This window comes from Planctopirus sp. SH287 (genome assembly GCF_056500625.1).
This window is the reverse complement of the sequence record NZ_CM151403.1, coordinates 876865-896653: the sequence shown is the minus strand read 5'-3', so window position 1 is coordinate 896653 and position 19789 is coordinate 876865. Positions and strand designations below refer to the sequence as shown.

The window sequence follows — 19789 nt, the reverse complement described above, 5'->3', positions numbered from 1 at the left end:
CCGTGACACGGCACAATCCGTGTTTCTGATAGCAACCAACACCCCCTCATCGGGACGATAAAGGATCAACCAGCGAACTCGCTCCCCGGAAGAAACCCATTCCTCGCCGATCAAGCTTGGCACAATGAAAACACCGGGCAAGATAAAAAAGGTCTCCATGAAATATTGACACTGGGGGATAACCTTTTTCAAAGCGGTAAATCCATGAAAGCACTCTGTAGCGAGAAATCAGGAAGTTTGGCACGCTGTCTTTTGTGTCATAACCGATCACAAGACAAGCTGCCTTCACCTGCGTGGCCACTCACGACAAAGCCTTAGCCTGGAACGGAACATGACAACCCTCCTGGTGATCGACGACTCACCCATCGACAGACGACTGGCCGGCAAGCTGTTGTCAAAACGACCGGACTGGACAATCCTCTACGCTGCCGACGGCGAAGAAGGTCTCCAGAAAGTCCGGCATTTTCACCCACAACTGGTACTGACCGACATGCAGATGCCGGACAAAACCGGGTTGGATGTCGTAACAGGAATCCGGCAGCAGTTCCCACAAATCCCCGTCATCCTGATGACGGCTCAAGGCAGCGAAGAACTTGCTGTGAAAGCCTTGCAGGCAGGGGCCGCCAGCTATGTCCCGAAACGCCTGCTCGCTCAGGAACTGACGGGGGTGGTCACGCGGGTTCTGGCCGCCACTGATGAAGATCGCTCGCGAGCCGCCCTTCTCAACCGCTTATCTGAGCGAAGCGAGCAGTTTGTCCTCCCCAACTGCCTGACACTGATTATGTCATTGTCACATCATCTGCAACGATCGCTCGCCGATATCTGGGAATGTGACACGACCGAACGTGTTCGCGTAGGAACCGCTCTCGAAGAAGCCCTCCTCAACTCCTATTACCACGGAAATCTGGAAGTCAGCTCAGCCCTCAAGGAGCAGGATCACAACGCCTTTCACGAGATGGCGGAACTGCGCCTGAAAGAATCTCCCTGGCGAGATCGGCTGATCCGTGTCTCGGTGCAGATCCATCCCACCACAGCCCACTTTGTGATTCAGGATGAAGGCCCGGGATTCAATCCCGCTGCACTGCCAGACCCCACAGATCCCACTTATCTGGAACGCCCCTGTGGACGCGGTGTGCTTCTGATGCGAGCTTTCATGGATGAAGTGACTTACAACCCCAAAGGAAACGAAGTCACCCTCACAAAACATCGCTTCCCTCCTTCGTCCTCCCCATTTCCATCTTCACCACCCCTCTCTTCACTAACTCCGTCATGACCGAGAACCGATCCCGGCAGATGCCCAAACGACGAAAAATTCGACTCGATAGAGCCAGCAGCGAAAAAGAGCACATCTGGCGGGTCTGCGCACAGCCTCCACGCATCCCACAAAATCAACAGAACCGGATTCTCATTCTGGTGTCTCCTGGTTAACAGAACCACAATCGCCTTATCGCTTTGATCGTGAGAGGTTCCCCCCCCCCCATAAAGTTCCGCTCACCCGGAACATAACCACCCCGAACATAACCACCCGGGAAATAACCAGAGTGATCTGGCTCAGATTCTGGCGTTCGGTCGCCAGAGGGGAAAAGGAACTGTAACATATGACCTCAACGGGAAATTCCAGCCACCAACTGGTTGACACCGTGGGGCACCGTATCGAAAAAAACGATTGCAGATGCCCACAACAGAAAATCTGCAACACCTGACTGAATAAGATGTTAAAGCAGGATCGCCGTCAAATGTGATCCTCTTGCTGGCTTGTTACCGACCTTTTGAAGAACCAATGCCATGGCGAGCACCGGAAACCCGCTTGGGCCAGATTTTTCAAAGAGCACGCTCCTCCCAGTGATTGCTCAGGATGGCGCCACCGGCGATGTGCTGATGCTCGCCTATATGAATGAAGAAGCCTATCGCGAAACACTGGCAACAGGTCGCGTGGTTTATTACAGCCGCAGCCGCTCCAAACTTTGGAGAAAAGGCGAAGAAAGCGGCAACGTGCAAAAGCTCCGGTCGATTTATTTCGACTGCGATTCTGACACCCTGCTCGTCAAAGTGGATCAGATTGGCGGAGCAGCCTGCCACGAAGGCTACCGAAGCTGCTTCTTCCGCCAGATTGATCCCGCCACAGGGGCTGTAAACGTCGTGGGTGAACGAGTCTTTGATCCCCAGGCGGTTTACAAAAAGAGCTAACTCTCATCGCCATTGGCAGATGAAAGTTGCTCGTTTGCAAAACCAGATCTCCTTCGCAATTTCTGACTTCGCTCCAAGATTGAATTGGCCGACATGACATCGCAAATTATCAAGCTGGGTATCCCCGCAGGCAGCCTGCAAGAAGCCTCGTCCGAGCTTTTTCGCAAGGCCGGTTACTCCATCAAGTTTTCATCACGGTCTTACTTTCCCGAGATCGATGACCCCGAAATCGAATGTATGCTGATTCGTGCTCAAGAGATGGCACGCTATGTGGAACAGGGAATTCTCGATGCAGGCATGACCGGCCACGACTGGGTGATTGAAACTCAGGCTGATGTCCACCAGATTTGTGAGTTGCAGTTCTCCAAAGTCAGCCGGCGTCCCGTCCGTTGGGTGCTCTGCGTCCCCAATGACTCTGACATCAAGTCAGTACATGATCTTCAGGGGAAACGGATTGCGACGGAAGCGGTCGGGTTGACCAAAAGCTATCTGGCACGTCATGGCGTCTCGGCAGAAGTCGAATTCTCCTGGGGAGCCACCGAGGTCAAACCCCCCCGGCTGGCCGATGCCATTGTTGAAGTGACAGAAACCGGCAGTTCCCTGCGAGCCAATAACCTGAGAATCCTCGACGAGGTACTTCAGAGCACGACCCGTTTCATCGCAAATAAGTCTGCGTTTGCCAACGAATGGAAACGCAACAAGCTGGAAAACATTGCACTGATGCTGCAATCCTGCCTGGCGGCCGAAGGCAAAGTGGCCCTGATGATGAACGTCCGTCGCGGCGACCTTTCAACCGTGCTGGGACAATTACCCGCCCTGCAAAAGCCCACCATCTCCTCACTCTCTGATCCGGATTGGGTGGCGGTAAATACCATTGTGGAAGAATCCTACGTTCGGATTGTCATCCCGCGACTCAAGCAGGCCGGCGCCTGCGGCTTGGTCGAATACCCGATCAACAAGATCATTGATTAACCCCCCGTAGTCGACATCAGGGGATTAAAGCATGGAACCTGTTTCTCACAGGAGATCACCATGCTGGTTGTGATAAAGTTAGGGGGGAGTCTCTTCAACTCCCCCAAGTTGCACCTTGTCATTTCGCAGCTTAAGCAACTTTTTGAACCACAAGGCCAGTTTGCCAGACACACTCCTCTACTCGTTCCGGGTGGAGGGGCAACGGCCGATGTGGTGCGCACTTGGCACAGGCAACATCAGCTCAACGAAGAAACGTCGCATTGGCTGGCCTGTGATGCTCAGGATTTCAACGGACGCTTGCTGACGAACCTGGAGACCGATTGCCACCTGGTAAGCACACCAGAGGAAGCCCACTTGATGTGGGAACGTCAGTCTCTCCCCATCCTTCGGGTCAGCGAAGCGCTCAGGTGCGAAGAAGCGGCTGCCACTGCAAAAAATGCCAGTGAATCAATTCACGATCTGCCTCTCTCTTACGAACCACTTCCCCACATCTGGGACGTCACCAGTGATTCGTTGGCAGCATGGCTGGCTCTGCGATATGGCGCACAGCACCTGATTCTCATCAAATCCATCCCTTTGCCGCTGAATTCATCAGTATGCCAGGCGGCTCAAAAAGGTGATGTCGATCCCTACTTCCCAGGTCTGGCGGGACACCTGCCGTTCGTCCACTGGTGCAATGGGCACACATTTCCTCTAACGTGCCATAACTGGTTAAACGAAGGGCTTCCCTCCGCTGAGACACACCCTCAGACGTGCTTCAAACCTGATTTGACAGGTTAAGCAGGGGACAGGGGCCAGCAAACAGGCCAACGAGCCTACGAATCTTTAGCCCACGTCCCGGCCGATAGGCCTAACCCCCGCAAGGGGCCGCAAGGGGCAATTGCTCCCTCGCCCATTCCGATGAGAGGGTTGGGGTGAGGGCGAGCCGCATTTAAATAGATGTTAAATACCTATAGTCTGTAGGCTGCGTTAAGTTCTGACGCAACGCACCATCTTCGATTCATAGTGCGCATTGCTACCTTCAAGGGATTGCTATCAAAAGTCCACGACCGATCAGGGCCGCGCAGAGAGTCGCCGTCACGAAGCTTCCTTCGTGAGAACCACGCTTGCGAACTTAAGCACCTGTCCCACCAGTTTTGCTTTTCCTGAGAATCACGGGGATCCAATTGTTGTCGGAAGCCGTTGTGAAGCTCAGAAAATGACCTGACATTCCAGAGAATCATCGCGGCGGCAAGGAATCACTCCTTTGCCGCTGACAATCCTTTGCGGCCAACAAGTCGGAAAACCAGTCGGAAATCTCGAATTCGAGTTGAGAGCGCCACAGGCCTCTCAAGCAGGCGGCATCTTGCGACACCGCCGGCACAACACGGCCCTGATCAAGCCGCTGACGAGGGTCATCTTCCGGATCGCAGGCTGGCCCATTGATGGCCCTCACCGACGAGGCGCGCCCAGCGAATCCCCTCTAACCTAACCCCCCTTGTTGCGCACCCAATCTCCGCCCGACACCTCCAACCCCTCCCCCCATAAACTCGCTCCCCCGTTCTAAAGAGAAGTTGAATGAGGGCGAACTATGTTTTCAGTGAGTCTGAACGGATCTCTTTTCAAATCTTCGTGTTTTTTCATTTCAAGCCCCGACGACTTTTTGAATGGCGACTCTGGCACATCTTGCTTTTCATGGAACAACCGGCATGATAAGTTAACAGATCAATCAACGTTGATTTCTGGAGCCTGTGATGTTTCGTCCCGTCGTCATGTTTGTTGCGATCTCTCTCGTCTCGTGGGCTTCGCCCTTGTTGGCGGCAGAGCGCGAACAGACCGTTTTTGTGGAAGCCGAAAGTTTCGACCAACTGGGCGGCTGGTCGCTGGATACTCAGTTCATTCGCGAAATGGGTTCTCCTTACCTGTTGGCACATGGGTTAGGAAAGCCGGTTGCCGATGCCACAACAACGATCAAAATTCCGGAAGCCGGCAAGTACCAGGTTTTCGTTCGGACCAAGGATTGGGTCGCGCGATGGAAAGCTCCCGGCACGCCAGGCAAGTTTGAAGTCTTGATTGACGGCAAAGCCCTCTCGAAACCTTTTGGTACGGAATCCGCCACCTGGTTCTGGCAACCGGGCGGAGAGATCGAACTAACCCAGGGAGAGCATCAACTGGGGCTGCATGATCTGACAGGTTTTGATGGTCGCTGTGATGCGATAGTGTTGACAACCTCTTCAACGCCCCCTCCCGTTGCAGGTCAGGAACTGGCTGGCTATCGCCAGAAGCAACTGGGCCTGGGAAGTTCGCCAACGATCAGGCAGGGCTATGATCTGGTTGTGGTAGGCGGAGGTTATTCCGGAATGGGCGCTGCGCTGTCCGCAGCACGCATGGGGTGCAAAGTCGCACTGATTCAGGACCGTGGTGTGCTGGGCGGGAATGGTTCCAGCGAAGTTCGTGTCTGGTCGATGGGTCTCATTCGCCGGGGGAAGTACCCGCGCGTTGGCGAAATTGTGGAAGAGTTCTGCGACCACGCCAGGAAGTCACCCGGAACGGCTCAAGAGTTTGAAGACGAGAAAAAAGAGAGCCTCGTTCGGGCTGAAGAGAAGATCGATCTCTTCCTCAATACGTTTGCTGATGGCGTGAAGCAGTCGACCAGCAATCGGATTGATGCCGTGACCGGTTTTAATGTCAAAACCGGTGAACAGTTCGAGTTTCGGGGCAAGCTGTTTGTGGATGCGACCGGGCATGGAACGATTGGTGCCCTGGCCGATGCCGCCTGGGAAATGACGGACAAGGGCCGGATGGGCATGAGCAATATGTGGACGTGGGCCGAAGAGTCGGCTCCGACCACTTATCCCGCCACGCCCTGGGCCTTACCGTTGACCATGAAGGATTTCCCCTACCCTGTTGACCATCATGGCCAGTGGTTCTGGGAAAGCGGATATGACAAGGATCCTCTGAGTGATGCCGAAGGGATTCGTGACTGGAATCTTCGCGCTGTCTTTGGGGCCTTTCATGCCATGAAAAATGGTGACGGGGCCGAAAAACACAAATCAGCGGCTCTCACCTGGGTGGCATACATTGGTGGCCCGCGTGAGTCTCGCCGCCTTCTGGGGGATGTTGTTCTGACTCAGGATGATGTGGTCAATAAGCGGGAATTTCTCGATGGCTGCGTTCCCAGCACTTGGAGTATTGACCTTCACTACCCCAAGAAGCAATTCATCGGCAAGTTTGAAGAGAACCCTTTTATCTCGATTGCGATTCATGATCAGCGCATTGATCGTGCTTATGGATACCCCGTCCCTTATCGTTGTTTCTATTCCAAAAATATCAACAACCTCTTTATGGCTGGCCGCAATATCAGCGTGACGCATGAGGCGCTGGGAACAACACGTGTGATGAAAACCTGCGGCATGATGGGCGAAGTGGTGGGGAAAGCCGCTTACCTTTGTGCGCTGCATGATTGCCAGCCGCGCGATGTCTATGAAAGCTATTGGAAGGAGATGGATACTCTGCTTCAATTGCCAGGCAAAGCGCGTCGTGAATCAATCTCGGGAGAAGTAGTCATTCCCAATGATGCCATGTCGCTGCCTGGCCCTCCGGGACTTGATCCCGCGAAGATGGAAGGAATCGTTATTGATAATCGCGACGCCAAGGTCTCAGGGAACTGGGTCAGTGGTTCGGGGCTGAATGGCTATGTGGGATATGAATACCTTTATGCTCAACAAAACACGGGAGCGAAAATTCTGTTTCCCTGGCGTGCCGGGGAAGCAGGACTGGTTTCTGTGCGACTGATCTACGGGGTTCATGAAAACCGTGGTAAAAAAGTTCCTGTGACTGTTCGTGTGGGTGAGACTTCACAGCAGTTTGTCGTCGACATGACCAAGGCTCCCACGGGAAAAGAGGGTTCCTATGAACTTGGACAGTTTTCCGTTGAGAAGGGGCAGCCTGTCACTATTGAACTCAGCACTGAAAACGCAGGTGGTTTTGTGCATGCCGATGCGGTTCAACTGGTGAAAATCAAGTGAGCCAGAAGCGTGGTGCTGGCCCCGCACTTCCGGTTCTGAATCATCCTGCAACCCCTCAGATTCATCGGCAATCGTACGCAACCCGTGTGCATGTCGTTCGCTTGCTGGTGCTGTCGTTGTTGCTGGTGCTGATCCATTGGCGGCATGAGACGTTATTGCAAAACGGGGCCTCCACATCGGCGGAGGCTCGGTTTTTGTTGATCGTCCAGAAGCACTGGACGGAAGCCTCGCGGCTGTTAGCCCGTCATGTCCATGAAGAGGAGCCTTCCGGAACAGAACTGGCCGATCTTCTGTCTGATCCAGCGCTCCTGCCTGATCCAATGCTTCTGTCTAATCCAATAGCAACAGACGGGGTCTTTGAAGTCGTCGATGCGTCAGGCCATCGACTGGGATTCTTCTTGCAGACATCGCCGTTGAGTGATCGATACCTGGGATTCTCTGGCCCCACAAACCTGTTAGTGGGATTCAACGATGCCCGGCAGATAGTGTGGGCCGAGATCGCCAGCAGCCGTGACACCCGTGACCATATTGAACTGATTGAGCGTGACTCTCATTTTTTGCGACAATGGGATGGCCTGGCGCTGGCAGATGTTCCTCAACATGATGTGGTGACCGTAACGGGAGCCACATTGAGCAGCCTGGCGATTGTCCAGGGGCTTCACGCACGGCTGGAGTCCCGAACGGCTGCCTTGAAGAGTCAGGGCGGCGTGGCTTCTCAACGAGAGTCGTTAAGGTTTCCTGGCCCAATCTCCATCGGGCAGGCAAAGGAACTTTTTCCGCAAGCCGTTCATGTTCAGCCCGATCCTTCCAGTCCACTTTTGACTCAAGTTCTGGGAGAGGGGCAGACTCAACTGGGGTGGATTCTAAAGACTGTTCCAGCAGCAGATCAGTTGGTGGGTTATCAGGGGCCGACAGAAGCTTTGGTGGCGATTTCTTCCGATTGGACACTCGGGCCAGTTTTGATCGGTCGGAGTTTTGATAACGAACCCTATGTGGGATATGTCAGAGACGACGCCTGGTTTAAAGAACTGGTGTTAGGGCTGAAACTGGATGACCTGGCTCAAAAAGATTTTGATCAGTGGGGCGTTGAAGGGGTTTCTGGCGCAACGATGACCAGCCAGACAGTCGCCCGGGCTTTGATTCTGGCAGCTGAGCAGGCGATGCAGGATCGTGAGCGTGCGGAACGGACGCTTCAGCAGACGATCACCCCTGTTTCCTCGGCTTCATGGCAACGCTTCTGGACACCTCAAGTTGTGAAAGGAGGGCTGACAGCCCTGATCGTGGCGTTCACCTGCGTCATAGGCTTGACCCATTGGCGAGGATCTCGTCGGCTTCGTGGGGTTCTGCAAGTGGTCATTTTTATCTACCTGGGGCTTCTCAGCGGGGAGTTGCTTTCCATCGCCATGTTCGCCGGCTGGATTCAAAATGGCGTTCCCTGGGTGAATGCGTTCGGATTGGTGGCTTTGTCTTTAGCGGCTCTCGTGTTCCCCATCACCCATCGCAATAACCTTTATTGTTCGCATTTATGCCCACATGGGATTCTTCAACAGTGGATGGCCCGACATCGACATCCCCGCATCAAGTTGGCCCCGCCGGCTGTCAATGGGCTGAGACTGATTGTTCCTGGTCTATTGATATTGGCATTTCTGGGAGTCATGGGGCTTCTGCCAATCCCGTTAGTCGCTCTGGAACCGTTTGATGCTTACCTCTGGCGAGCGGCTGGCCTCACCACCATCGTGATCGCCGTTCTCAGCCTGATCTTTTCGTGGTTTGTCCCCATGGGCTACTGCCGCTACGGTTGTCCCACTGGCGGGATTCTCGATTATCTGCGACGTCATGCAGGAAGCGGAACAATACAATCTGGTGACTGGTTGGTGGCAGCCTGTTTGATCGTGGCGGGGGGGCTGGAGTTATGGGACTTCTTCAAAACCCCATGAAAATCGCCATCAGGATTGGCTCTGGGCAGACTGGCAAAGATCTGGTGATCGCGTTTGCCGGGATGCTTGTGGTGAGTCTCTGCTCCCTTTTCCAGGGGCCAGAGGTGGCCTTCTCTGCAGAGGACTCTCGGCGAAACGAGCTTTCCACACAGGTCAACGGTCATGCCATGGGAATGTCCTGGTCGATCGCATTTCAAATGCCAACGACAAATTTCTCTCGCCATCAACTGCAGGCAAACGCGCAGAAAGAACTGGCCCGACTGGAACAGATTTTTTCGCTTTATCAGCCTGAATCCGAACTGAGCCGGTGGAATCGTTCCCGCAGTACGGAATGGCAGGTCGTTTCTTCGGAACTGATGGAGTTGGCATCGCGTGCCCTGGAACTCTATCAATCCAGCCAGGGAGCATTTGATCCTCGCGTGGAAGCGGTGTCGCAGAAGTTTGGACTTCGTTCCTCTGTTCGCGTGGTTCAACCATCACATTCTTCGGCAGCCACAGAGGGCCGAATCCTTGTCGATACTCCTCAAATCGAAGTACGGCATGAACCACCCGCCATTCGTAAATTATCTCCAGAAGTCCAGATGGATCTTAACGCTTTGGTGGAAGGGCTTTCGTTGAGAAAGCTCAGGGAACTGTGTCATCAACATGACATTAGCAGCATGTTGATCGATCTGGGTGGTGAAAAATGGGTGGAGTTCCCCTTACGCGAAAAGACTTCTCAAGTCGATTCACCGAAAAAGGCGCAGGCAGAAGAACAGGTGACGATTCTGATTGAGTCACCCGATCAACCGGGAGCGTTTGTGGCAACCATCCGAACACGCCATGGCGCGGTCAGCACTTCAGGTTCATATCAACAGCGCTGGCCAACGGCAGAGGGGGATGTCACCCATTTGATTGATCCTCGCACCGAGAAGCCCATCGCTGCCGGCCCGGCCCTGGTGACAACTTTTGACCCCGACCCTGTAAGAGCAGATGGATGGGCGACAGCGTTGATGGTCGCTGGCAGGGAGAAGGGACTGCAACTGGCCAATGAGGCGGGCATCTCAGTCTTATTTTACGATGCCCGTCTGGAACCGAAGGTGGTTTTGTCAGCTCACGGAGAACGCGACTTTCGAGTGCTCACCCGGCAGGACTCCTTCCTCCAGACTCATGCTGCGTCCGTATTTCGTGACAACCACCAGACATCAACAACCGGCGTGGCCCGCCAACAGGGAGGGACTTCAAAGTCATCCCAAACAGTAGACAGCCCCGAGACCATGAGTATGAAAAACTGGGGGATTTTCACCTGGGGTTTGCTATTCAGTTTGGTTCTGGCGGGGTGGTTTTATCGTGCCAGAAAGGGCTGACAAGAACTCTTTCCCGACAAATTCACCGCTGAAGCCGAGAGTTCTGGCGCAAAGAGAATCTATCGACGTTGAGGGACGACGAATCGATTATAGAGAATGTTGTGTTCATCAGCATTGAATCGGAGCGTGGCGTCACTAGACAACGCATCTTCGCCAAAAGGGACACCGAGTGCTGTCTCGCGATCGAGAACTTCGGTCATGGGGTCGCTCCAGGCATGCGCTGGCAGGATTTTTTTCAACCACTCCTGATGCTGCTGCACCAGTTTGAGATTTTCCTCGGGAACTTTATTCAGCCAGACGATTCGATCAACACGTGCTAGCGCCCGCGCCTCCCGGAGAATGCGGTAACGCTCTTCTTCGGTCAGCGTGGAAAACATCCGATGATCATGCTCGAGATCGCGCACCTTCAATAGCGACTCTTTTCGGAGATTTTCAGAAAGGTGTCGCTGCTGTGAGGAGGTTCTCATGGTGGCTAACGAAATGGCCTGAACCCAGGCGGCAAACTGCTCCGATGTGACCTGTTCAATTCGCAATGAACGTTGAAGTGACGTTGAACGATTCCATTGGCTTCCCAACTCAACAGAGTTCCAGTTTTTTTTCTGCAAAGCCTGTTCTTCCGCCAAAAGCTCGCTGACGGCAATAGTCCGTTGCTTTTTCCAACCGGGTGGCATGGTAAAGAGCGGAGCGAAAGCGGGAAGTCGATCGCCGGGAAGCGAGTTCACGATGCGTTCAAAGGTTGTCCACATCTCCGGTGAAAGCGCTTGATCGGGACGAATAATTTCCGCAGGGACGGGAGGCGAGGCATCGCATCCCCATGCCGCCATGGTTCCAATCGTCAGGAAAATCGCCAGATATTTCATCGGTGGGAGGACAAACCAGAGGAAGCGGGACTTGTGGGCATTGATCAGCATGATCTCTTCTCCAGAGTGCATGCTTCAATTTGCCTCAGTAAGTGGGAAGCAGAGTCATTCTTTTGCGTCACGAAGAGAGTCTCGTCCACTGACTCTGCCAATTTTTCCCGTTGTAACGATATTAGTGCATTGTCAAAGCATAAAATTCGGGGTTCTTCTGTTGTTAAGTCCGACAACGGAGGACGTTGCGGCGACATCAACCCGAAAACAAAGCCGTGACACGGCACTCGATCTCTTCCGAATTTCTTCGCGCTCTTCTTTTCTTCGCGGTAAAAACTCTTTGACTCACCGCAAAGGCGCGAAGAACGCAAAGGAGTCATTCCGATGGGCAGGTTTTTCCCCCAGGCCGGAACTCCCGTGGGTTGATCTGGTCATCACCCCTTGATGGTGTCAATGCCGTGCCACTTGCTCAAGGGAATGAGAAATTTATGTATAAAAGACAGCGGCTCTGAGCAGGCAGGCTCTGTCAACATTCAGGATCAACATCAAACACAAGTTCGGCATACTCATTCAGGGCCGTGGGCGTGGCACGAAGAGTAATCAATCCTGAGCATGGCACAGAGAGCGTACTGAAATCCTGCAATCCGTATGATCCACCTCGTGCATTGTCAAATGCTTAAAAGTAGGGTTGAACAGGTCGACAAGTCCGACAACGAAGGACGTTGCGGCGACATCAACCCCAAGATTAAGCCGTGACACGGCACTCGTTAGCTATTAGGTTCGTCGAGAGCCAGACCTGAAGTCGAAGGAGGCGGCGGGGTTTGAGGAGAGGCTTCTGGTGCCTTCTTGTCTTCTGACACCTCCTCCTGCGTGGGAACAATCCTGTACTCCTCCGGCATGGATCGCACATGCAAATCCATCTGCGGGAATGAAAGCCGAATCCCAGCGGCAAACAGTTCCCGATGAATCGCAATATGGAGTTGATGCAGGACACCCATGCGGTTCTCCAGGTCAGGCAGGAAAAGGCGGATGGTGAAGTTGAGTCCGTTTGTTCCAAACTCATCGAAGACGATCATGGGTGCCGGATTTTGCATGACATGAGGCTGACTTGTCACGCACTTCATCAGGATCTCCTGCACTTTGTAGGGATCTGACCCATAGCTGACGGCAACCTTGAGTGACAACCGGTTGACCTTGTCGGACAGTGTCCAGTTCAACACCCGGCTGGTAATAAACTCCTTATTAGGCACCAGCAGTTCTTTACGATCCCAATCGGTAATTGTCGTGGCGCGAAAACGGATCTTGGAAACCGTGCCAGAAACATCTCCCACAGTGACAATGTCCCCTTCTCGGATGGGGCGTTCGAGAAGAATAATGATCCCCGACACGAAGTTGGCAAAGATCTCCTGCAGGCCAAAGCCCAAACCAAGACTGGCAGCCGCCACGAGCCATTGCACATTCGACCAACTGATGCCAATGCTTCCAAAGGCAAGAATCACTCCCAGAGAAAAGATCAGATATCTGACCAGAGTAATCACCGTTAAATGAAGCCCGCGATCACTCGACAGCCGCCGTAAGAGCACCACCTCCATCAAGCCAGGAATGTTTTGTCCAGCCAGCAAAGCAATGGCAAAGATAATAATTCCCAGCGCGAGATCACGTGCGGTCACCATGCGAGTTGGTGAGCTGCTACCAGTTTCCTGGGAAGGCGACTCGATCCCGGGAACCAGCGATGTTCCGCCAGCTGGGCTGGATGTTTGCGAAGCTGGGGCTGCGGTCTCCCAGAGTTCCATGCGATCCAGAATGCCCAAAGCGGGGACAATATCGGCCCAGATGAACCAGACACCGCATAAACCCACAATGGTGAGCGATGTCTGTAGAAGGGATCGCACCTGTTGAACAATGGTCGACAGGTCGACTTTGAACTGCGAAAAAAGCAGATTTTGCAGGCTGGAAGCCAAATTTCCGGGAGTTTGCCGCACGCTTTCTTCGGCGGCCTGCCGCATCTGCTTGACTTGTTCCAGAGCGATTTTTCGCCGTTCAACCGTAACCCATCGCATCACAATGGCATGAACCAGAATGAGGCCAATAATCAGCCAGAACGTCCAGTGAATGCGCAAGGCCAATTGTCCGGCTGTGTAGACATATCCCATGGCCACAAGGATTGCTAACAGGAGCGGAATCGTGAATGCGAAGTATTTACAGACGGTTTGCAGCCTGAGCACAAGGGGATTCGTGAGCGGTTCCCCCGTGAGCAGATGCGTTCCTTCGGCCTGATGAAAGAGAGAGCGCCAGGCCACACTGGAGATCATTAACAGCAGAATGATGAAAAGAGGCCGGCTTAAAGCCTCAAGGAATCTTTCATCGTTTGTGGCCGCTTGTTGCAGGACACTGAGAAGCGAAACCATAAAGACCAGCGGGGTTCCGCAAATGAAGATCAGGGTCAATCCCCGATGAAGCCGGCGAACCACCATCTCTGACCATCCAAAGTGTTTGGAGGCCAAACCTTTTTTTAAGGTGACCATCCGCAACACTTCCAGCGTTGCCAGAAAGACAGTGGCAACGGTGAGAGCGCGAGCGATCTGTGCACTGCTGGTGGCAATGACTGATGACTCTTTCAGCCGCCAGGCAATAAAGCCCAATAAGACAGGCCATCCCAGCGCGAGGAGAGCTGTCCAGGTCAGTGTACGTGCAGTGGGCGTGTAAGATCGGCATGAAGGGAGGGCCGCTTGCTCGCCCAGTGTTTTCACCTCATGGATCATTCTGCGACGCAGGCATAGCAGTGGCAGTAAGCCTGTTGCTGCGAGCAGATACAAGGGAAGGTTCTGGCGAAAATCCGTCAGCAACAGATTCAGCGAGGGTTGCCAGAGATCAGCCCGGCTCAGCCATTGAATAGCGATCTGGCTTTGACTCAAGGTCTCCAGAGTCATCGGCCCGCTGGAACGAATCCAGAGGACACGTTCGTCAATGTAGTTGCGGAAGTCTTCCACTTGCTTAATCAGGTCTCTGCGGGCGTTATCCAGAGAACGCTGATTTTCAAACGCCGTATTGTAACTGCGTTCCAAACTGGTCAGCAGGTCACGTTTTTGTTTGAGCAGGATCTCTGCCTGAGCTTCCAGAATTTCTCGAGGAAGCTCGTTGGCGTCTTTGGGAAGATCCGCTAGCGCCTGATTCAACGATTTCTCTGGATCACGGAGCGCCGTCAGCATCTCATCCAACTCAAAGAGCTTGAGTTGCATCTCTTGAATGCGGTTTGCTTCAGCGGCCAGTCGCTCTGAAATGTCGCCCAGATTCGGAAGTGTCGACCGTTTTTTACGGAGCATTAAACCGATGGACTCAGTTAACCCCACATCTTTCACCACATCCTGCATTCGTTTGAAGTCGGTCTTCAAACGATCGGCCTGCTGGCGAATGTCAGCCAGGTTCTGGCTGGTCTTTTGCATCTGCTCAGCCAGTTGCTTGTCTTGCTGAGCCAGTTTTTCGTTGCTTTCAGCCAATGGCTTGAGAATGGGATGAGCGAGGGCGGCTTCACGCTGCGCCTGCTTGACGCGCATCTCAGCTTCGGCCTGACGTCGTTTTGACAGAGCGGATTGAAGCTGCTCAATTTCCTGTTGAGCCAGCGTCAGTTCGCGCGATGCCAGGTCGCGTTGTTCACGTGCCAGCGCGCCACTGGCCGGAAGGTCGTACCAGGCTTGCTCCTGTTTCAAAGCCCCGATTTCCCGGAGCGTTGCCAACCGCTGGGCATACAAAGAGAGCCGGCGTGCCTGGGTTAATACTGGTGATTCCCCTTCTGGAGCTGTGGCTTCCTGTTGCTTCGTGAGTTCTTCGAGTCGAGCCGTGGCCGTGATGAGAAGATTGGGGATTTCTTTTAATCGTAACGAGCGTTTGGCAGCTTCTGCGTTGAGATCGGCCAGCCGTCGTGTCAGTCCATTTTCTGGATGTTCTACGCGTGATTTGCGGGTCGCAAGTTCACTATTGAGGGATTCCACATCGGCATTCGTGAGGGAAATCGGAGCCGCTTCTTTAGGAAGCCCCGCCAGCTTCGTCTGAGATTCCTTGAGAAGTGCATCGGCCGATCCCAGCAATCGGTCAAATTCTTTCTGCCGAGCCATCCGAAGATCAGCCTGCTTCAAAGAAGCTAAGGTCTGCTCATAAAAGTCGGCGATCGATTTCTTGACAGGGGCATCCAGATCGGTAAGTTCGGCGGCCTGTTTAGCGAGTCGCTCAATAAAGGCAGGAGTGAGCTGATCTTCAGAATTTGTGGTGGTCACATTTCCTGAAGTCGAGGATGTTCCCGCTGGTAATGAGGCAGGCGGGGGCGTCACTTCGGCTGTTGGCCGTGTCCCTGCTGATTGGCCATATGCGGTCGAAATCCCGGGCCAGAACATTCCCGCAATCAGCGCGAAACAAACGACAGACCAAGCCATGGCAGATGAAGCCCGCAATGTCGCCAAAGTGGCCTTGCGGCTGATAACAAACCCATCCGTGTTCATACTTCTCTTTCAACCAATCCTTGGCGACAAGAGTGATGCGGGCACGCCGTGCTCTTGACACCCAGCGGGCTGATTCCGGGACTTCAAAATAAGTTTAACGTTCCCGGCAATCTCAATGTTCGCCATCGGGTATCCCTGATGGGCGCTCGGGAGTCAACCTTTAAGAGCCAGTCTGTGGCAAAGCCCTTGACATTTCTACGGAGTTTTTCTTGTCGCTCAGAAGATCATGTTCAATCTTGATGTTCCGTAATCCTCTGAAATCATGAAACTTAGAACGTCTTCACAGGCTGGCAATTCTCTTTCACTGGGGACGAACAATTCCCCAGATTCCAGGTCAGGTCGAGAGATGCACAGAACTGACGTTGCCTGAATCGGGAGGTTTGAACTATTTTTCCGCCAGCGAATTCCGCTGAGTCTGGTTCACTCATCGCAGCATGGGTGACTTTGGCAAGTGAACTCCGTTTTTCCCAAGCCGGTTTTGATCCCAAGGATGGGTGGTTGTGCAAACGGCCAGACGATGGATGCTGTCCGGAACTTTAGCAACACTCTCAACGTGTGTTGCGCTGGGTGGCTGCGCCGTTGGTCGCAATCAATCGGAACTCTATTCGGCCCGCCTGCGCCACTCCAACACGCAAATGCTGCGACTGGAATCTGATCTGATCGCAGCGAAAGACGAACTGCGTGCGGTTAATGAGAAATTGGCTCAGGTACAATCACAATCCGCTGGAAACACCATGGCGGCTGGATCGGGGGCGAAGACCAGCCTTGCAAAAACGATTGAGTTTCATACGCGCCTGACCGCCCTTCAGGATGACGATCAATCGGCTGGCCCCGAAACTATTACGGCATTTGTGACCCCACGAGACGCTTCCGGAAGCCCGACCACACTGGATGGTCAGTTGGAAATCGTGGCGCGTGACATTCAAACTCAGGCCGTTGTGACACGCTGGTATGCGGAAGGCCCCCAACTCACCCGGCATTGGTATCAAGGTTTCCTTGGCAGTGGTTACCAGATCACGCTTCGATCGTCAGAACCACTTCGCGCCGACACGGTACTGATTGAAGCCAATTACACGAACGCTGACGGAGTCGCCCTTTCCACCACACATCATTTCTCCCAGGCAGGCAGCCTGGCATCCTCCAAAGCGGGAAGTGCAGGACGGCCAGCGTCGTTCTCTGAATCACAGGAAACCCGTCGCCCGGATTACAACGGACAAACGACTTCGCATGTCCCGGAAAGCAGCCAGATTCCGCAAAACAGCGATGAACAAAATCTGCGTCGCTCAGCAGAACTCGGCCCCACGTCCGTCAATTGGACGGACGACAACATGCCCATCCGCCGATAAGTTTTTGCCAGTCAGGCCACACGCTCAATGAGGGTGGGCATCGCAACGTCCTCGGTTGTCGAACGGAACAACAGGCGAGCCACGAGTATTAAACCTTAATAATGCTCTCGTGCTCTGTCAAAGCTTAAAAAGTGGGGTTCAATAGGTTGTAAAGTCCGACATCGGAGGACGTTACTACGCACGAAACCTCAAGACAAAGCCGTGACACGGCACTCGTTAGTTCTTCAGAATTCCGCCACCAAAGTCAAAGCCTGAAACCCGCCAGACTGTCATGATGCAGGTGATGGTCTGGGCGATAAAAAAAATCCTGGTGGATAAACCTTCCGGAAACATGATCCAGGCTTGTGAGGTGGGAGCTGTCTCTGCGTTTTCTGTTTTCGAGGGATGCAATAGGGATAAGAGCGGAGCCAGAAGGAGCGCTGGCGACCATAGCAAAATAGGCATCAGGAACAGCCAGAGGCGTGCGGTTTCTCCGCTGTTCTTTCCTGAAAGCCAGAGAATTCCCCAGACAAACAGGCAGCAGATCGTTAATCGATATCCGTCAGAGGAATGTTCAGCCTGTTGAAGTTGATTACGTTTGAATAAGGCCTGTCCAGCATAGCCATACACTTGAGCCGCCCTTAAGAATACCGGCCAGCCGATGGCGATCAGCAGTTCCACGGGAGCCAGCAGAAACCAACCCCAGTAAGACCGCGGCGAGACTTCGTAAAAGCGGCCATGATTGTGAAAGTTATACCACCAGATCTTCCAGAGGTTAGCTTCCGTGAAATAGTGAAAGAGCTGCACCAGAGCAATAAATCCGATACCAATCGCCAGAAGGGAAATGACATCTGGCAATAAGGATGATCTTGGAGCGGCGGGCGTTGACTGTCGTTTAACGATCAGATTCCAGAGCAGATAAAGGCCGACCATCAGAAAAATAGGAGCAAATGCCAGCGTGAACAGCATGCACATGGCTGCGAAGCCACCGGCTGCCAAGCTGGTTCCAATGCCCCATGGCTGATTCACGCGATATCTGCTGGCCGCGCAAGCCAGAATGGTCATCGATAACACAGGGAAGGCGGCGTCTGATTTTGGCAGAAAGATGATGGCGGCTGGCACCAATGGCCAGAGTGCCGCCGTCAGCCAGGCGATTCGATAAGCACAGAACTGTGAGACAAGCCCATAAATCGGCAATGTGGTCAGACCGGCCATCGTCAGGCTGAACAGAGTTGCCAGCCAGAGGATGGCGCGATCATTGTCTGTCAGTGGATGGGCATCGGCTGCGGTGTTCTGCATGAGAATCTCGCAGGCTTCATTGAACATCGGCGGCAGAGTGTTCAGTGCCATGCCTTTGATGAGGGGTGAACCATCAACGAGAGCCGCAATTCCATGAAAAACAAGAAACAGACCAGGGGGATGTGTGCCGACATGCAGGACATCCCCTTGGGCAACTCGTGATTCATAGGTTTTCAGAAATGGGGCTGCTTGTGGTGCTTCATGTCGGGCAATCGTGAAGTAGCCTGACGACGCGGGGTAAAACAACACAAAGGGGGCTTTGGCTGTACTCCCTGCGGTGGGTGCCAGCTCAAGGACAGAGAGCATCCAGATCGTGGAAACAATGACCAACCCCATGAGAGACAAGCGTCTTAACGCTGTTGGAAGAGCATCCACACGAGGGGCCAGCCAGAAGACATAGCCCAGATAGGCCGCAGCGAAGACCGTGGTCAGAAAGAGATTAATGAACTGTCCTGGCCCATCCCACGGCATACGCCACCAGGTCCACTCCTGAGGGATTCCCAGTGGCCAACGGGTCTGCCAGAGGTAGAGATAAACCAGAATGACCCCACCTGCCATCCAGGCGAGCAGAGGGTATGGAAATGCCGTCGCTCCCTCTTTGAGTGGAGTCGGTGCAGCACGATCAGATTTTGTCGAGCGAGGTGGCATTCTCTCAGTGTAGACACGAGGTAAGCCGATTGCACGAATGGGAGAGGTTCTTCAGAATGTGGCCCGCATGAGTCAATTTCGCTGTAAATTTGGACTCTCGTCATTGCGTCGAGCCATTAATCCGTTGAAAAGGTGCAAGCCATGAAGCCGCGAGTCACTGTCATTACACTGGGTGTCAATGATCTTGAGGAATCGTTGCGGTTTTATCGGGAGGGGCTGGGTTTTTCCTCGGGGGGAATTATCGGCCAGGAGTTTGAGCATGGGGCGGTGGCGTTCATTCCGCTCCAGCCAGGGCTACAACTCGCGTTATGGCCACGAGCCAGCATCAGTCACGATACAGGTCTCCCGGTGGGTGCGATGAGCTTTACTGAGATGACGTTAGGACATAACGTCGCCTCACGAGATGAGGTTGACGCTGCGATGTCTGCGGCTGAGGCCGCTGGCGCCACCATCGTGAAACCTGCCCATGAGACGTTCTGGGGAGGCTATTCTGGTTATTTTCAAGATCCTGACGGCCACCTGTGGGAAGTGGTCTGGAATCCTCAATGGGTGGAGTCACCCAACATAGCCGACATTCCCCCCGCACCAATCACTCCGTAATCGAACTTTGTATCGCCGACGATTTCCACGCTTGGGATTGTGGCAAATCTGTCAATCGTTCCCCGCCAGTTACGCCCCGCCCTGAGCGGAGGCTACTAATTAAAGTGCTTTCCGTTGGGTGGAA

At 53.7% G+C, this 19789-nt stretch carries 12 protein-coding genes; 9 read left to right on the top strand and 3 right to left on the bottom strand.

Going from position 1 to position 19789, the window contains the following annotated elements; all coding sequences use genetic code 11:
• Window positions 1–331: 331 nt before the first annotated feature.
• From SH287x_RS03275 to SH287x_RS03245, 7 genes are all read left to right on the top strand, one after another.
• On the top strand, window positions 332–1273 hold the full coding sequence (locus SH287x_RS03275; RefSeq protein ID WP_479517011.1) for an ATP-binding protein: 942 nt from the start codon (window positions 332–334) through the stop codon (window positions 1271–1273).
• A gap of 512 nt (window positions 1274–1785) precedes the next feature.
• Window positions 1786–2187 (top strand): phosphoribosyl-AMP cyclohydrolase, encoded by a 402-nt coding sequence (hisI, locus tag SH287x_RS03270; protein WP_479517010.1) that lies wholly within the window; start codon window positions 1786–1788, stop codon window positions 2185–2187.
• Window positions 2188–2280: 93 nt separating this feature from the next.
• Window positions 2281–3159, top strand: coding sequence for an ATP phosphoribosyltransferase (hisG, locus tag SH287x_RS03265; protein WP_479517009.1), 879 nt, complete (start codon window positions 2281–2283; stop codon window positions 3157–3159).
• 60 nt (window positions 3160–3219) lie between these two features.
• Window positions 3220–3939, top strand: a complete 720-nt coding sequence (locus SH287x_RS03260; RefSeq protein ID WP_479517008.1) for an amino acid kinase family protein — start codon at window positions 3220–3222, stop codon at window positions 3937–3939.
• 953 nt (window positions 3940–4892) lie between these two features.
• Entirely contained in the window at window positions 4893–7166 is a 2274-nt protein-coding gene (locus tag SH287x_RS03255) for an FAD-dependent oxidoreductase (RefSeq protein WP_479517007.1), read from the top strand.
• Window positions 7163–9103 carry a 4Fe-4S binding protein gene (locus SH287x_RS03250; protein ID WP_479517006.1) on the top strand — a complete coding sequence of 647 codons (1941 nt, stop codon included), beginning with the start codon at window positions 7163–7165 and terminating at the stop codon, window positions 9101–9103. The genes SH287x_RS03255 and SH287x_RS03250 overlap by 4 nt, the downstream gene beginning before the upstream one ends.
• Complete coding sequence (locus SH287x_RS03245) at window positions 9079–10449, top strand: FAD:protein FMN transferase (protein ID WP_479517005.1); 1371 nt, start codon at window positions 9079–9081, stop codon at window positions 10447–10449. Before SH287x_RS03250 ends, SH287x_RS03245 begins: the two co-directional genes overlap by 25 nt.
• A 59-nt stretch (window positions 10450–10508) precedes the next feature.
• On the opposite strand, the gene SH287x_RS03240 is transcribed toward SH287x_RS03245, so the two are convergent.
• Window positions 10509–11381, bottom strand: a complete 873-nt coding sequence (locus tag SH287x_RS03240; RefSeq protein ID WP_479517004.1) for a hypothetical protein — start codon at window positions 11379–11381, stop codon at window positions 10509–10511.
• A gap of 686 nt (window positions 11382–12067) precedes the next feature.
• Window positions 12068–15793: a mechanosensitive ion channel domain-containing protein gene (locus tag SH287x_RS03235; protein ID WP_479517003.1), complete on the bottom strand. Its 3726-nt coding sequence runs from the start codon at window positions 15791–15793 to the stop codon at window positions 12068–12070.
• 500 nt (window positions 15794–16293) lie between these two features.
• Here SH287x_RS03235 and SH287x_RS03230 point away from each other — a divergent pair, with 500 nt between their 5' ends.
• Window positions 16294–17139 carry a hypothetical protein gene (locus SH287x_RS03230; RefSeq protein WP_479517002.1) on the top strand — a complete coding sequence of 282 codons (846 nt, stop codon included), beginning with the start codon at window positions 16294–16296 and terminating at the stop codon, window positions 17137–17139.
• A 216-nt stretch (window positions 17140–17355) separates the two neighbouring features.
• Here the strand turns inward: SH287x_RS03230 and SH287x_RS03225 are convergent, their stop codons facing one another.
• Entirely contained in the window at window positions 17356–19065 is a 1710-nt protein-coding gene (locus SH287x_RS03225) for a hypothetical protein (RefSeq protein ID WP_479517001.1), read from the bottom strand.
• A 141-nt stretch (window positions 19066–19206) separates the two neighbouring features.
• On the opposite strand from SH287x_RS03225, the gene SH287x_RS03220 reads away from it, so the two are divergent.
• Window positions 19207–19665: a VOC family protein gene (locus SH287x_RS03220; RefSeq protein WP_479517000.1), complete on the top strand. Its 459-nt coding sequence runs from the start codon at window positions 19207–19209 to the stop codon at window positions 19663–19665.
• Window positions 19666–19789: the final 124 nt, after the last annotated feature.

Coding starts and splice junctions, on each gene's coding strand:
- SH287x_RS03275 (WP_479517011.1), top strand. CDS start 332: ATGACAACCCTCCTGGTGATCGACGACTCACCCATCGACAGACGACTG.
- SH287x_RS03220 (WP_479517000.1), top strand. CDS start 19,207: ATGAAGCCGCGAGTCACTGTCATTACACTGGGTGTCAATGATCTTGAG.
- SH287x_RS03255 (WP_479517007.1), top strand. CDS start 4,893: ATGTTTCGTCCCGTCGTCATGTTTGTTGCGATCTCTCTCGTCTCGTGG.
- hisI (WP_479517010.1), top strand. CDS start 1,786: ATGGCGAGCACCGGAAACCCGCTTGGGCCAGATTTTTCAAAGAGCACG.
- SH287x_RS03260 (WP_479517008.1), top strand. CDS start 3,220: ATGCTGGTTGTGATAAAGTTAGGGGGGAGTCTCTTCAACTCCCCCAAG.
- hisG (WP_479517009.1), top strand. CDS start 2,281: ATGACATCGCAAATTATCAAGCTGGGTATCCCCGCAGGCAGCCTGCAA.
- SH287x_RS03235 (WP_479517003.1), bottom strand. CDS start 15,793: ATGAACACGGATGGGTTTGTTATCAGCCGCAAGGCCACTTTGGCGACA.
- SH287x_RS03225 (WP_479517001.1), bottom strand. CDS start 19,065: ATGCCACCTCGCTCGACAAAATCTGATCGTGCTGCACCGACTCCACTC.
- SH287x_RS03240 (WP_479517004.1), bottom strand. CDS start 11,381: ATGCACTCTGGAGAAGAGATCATGCTGATCAATGCCCACAAGTCCCGC.
- SH287x_RS03245 (WP_479517005.1), top strand. CDS start 9,079: ATGGGACTTCTTCAAAACCCCATGAAAATCGCCATCAGGATTGGCTCT.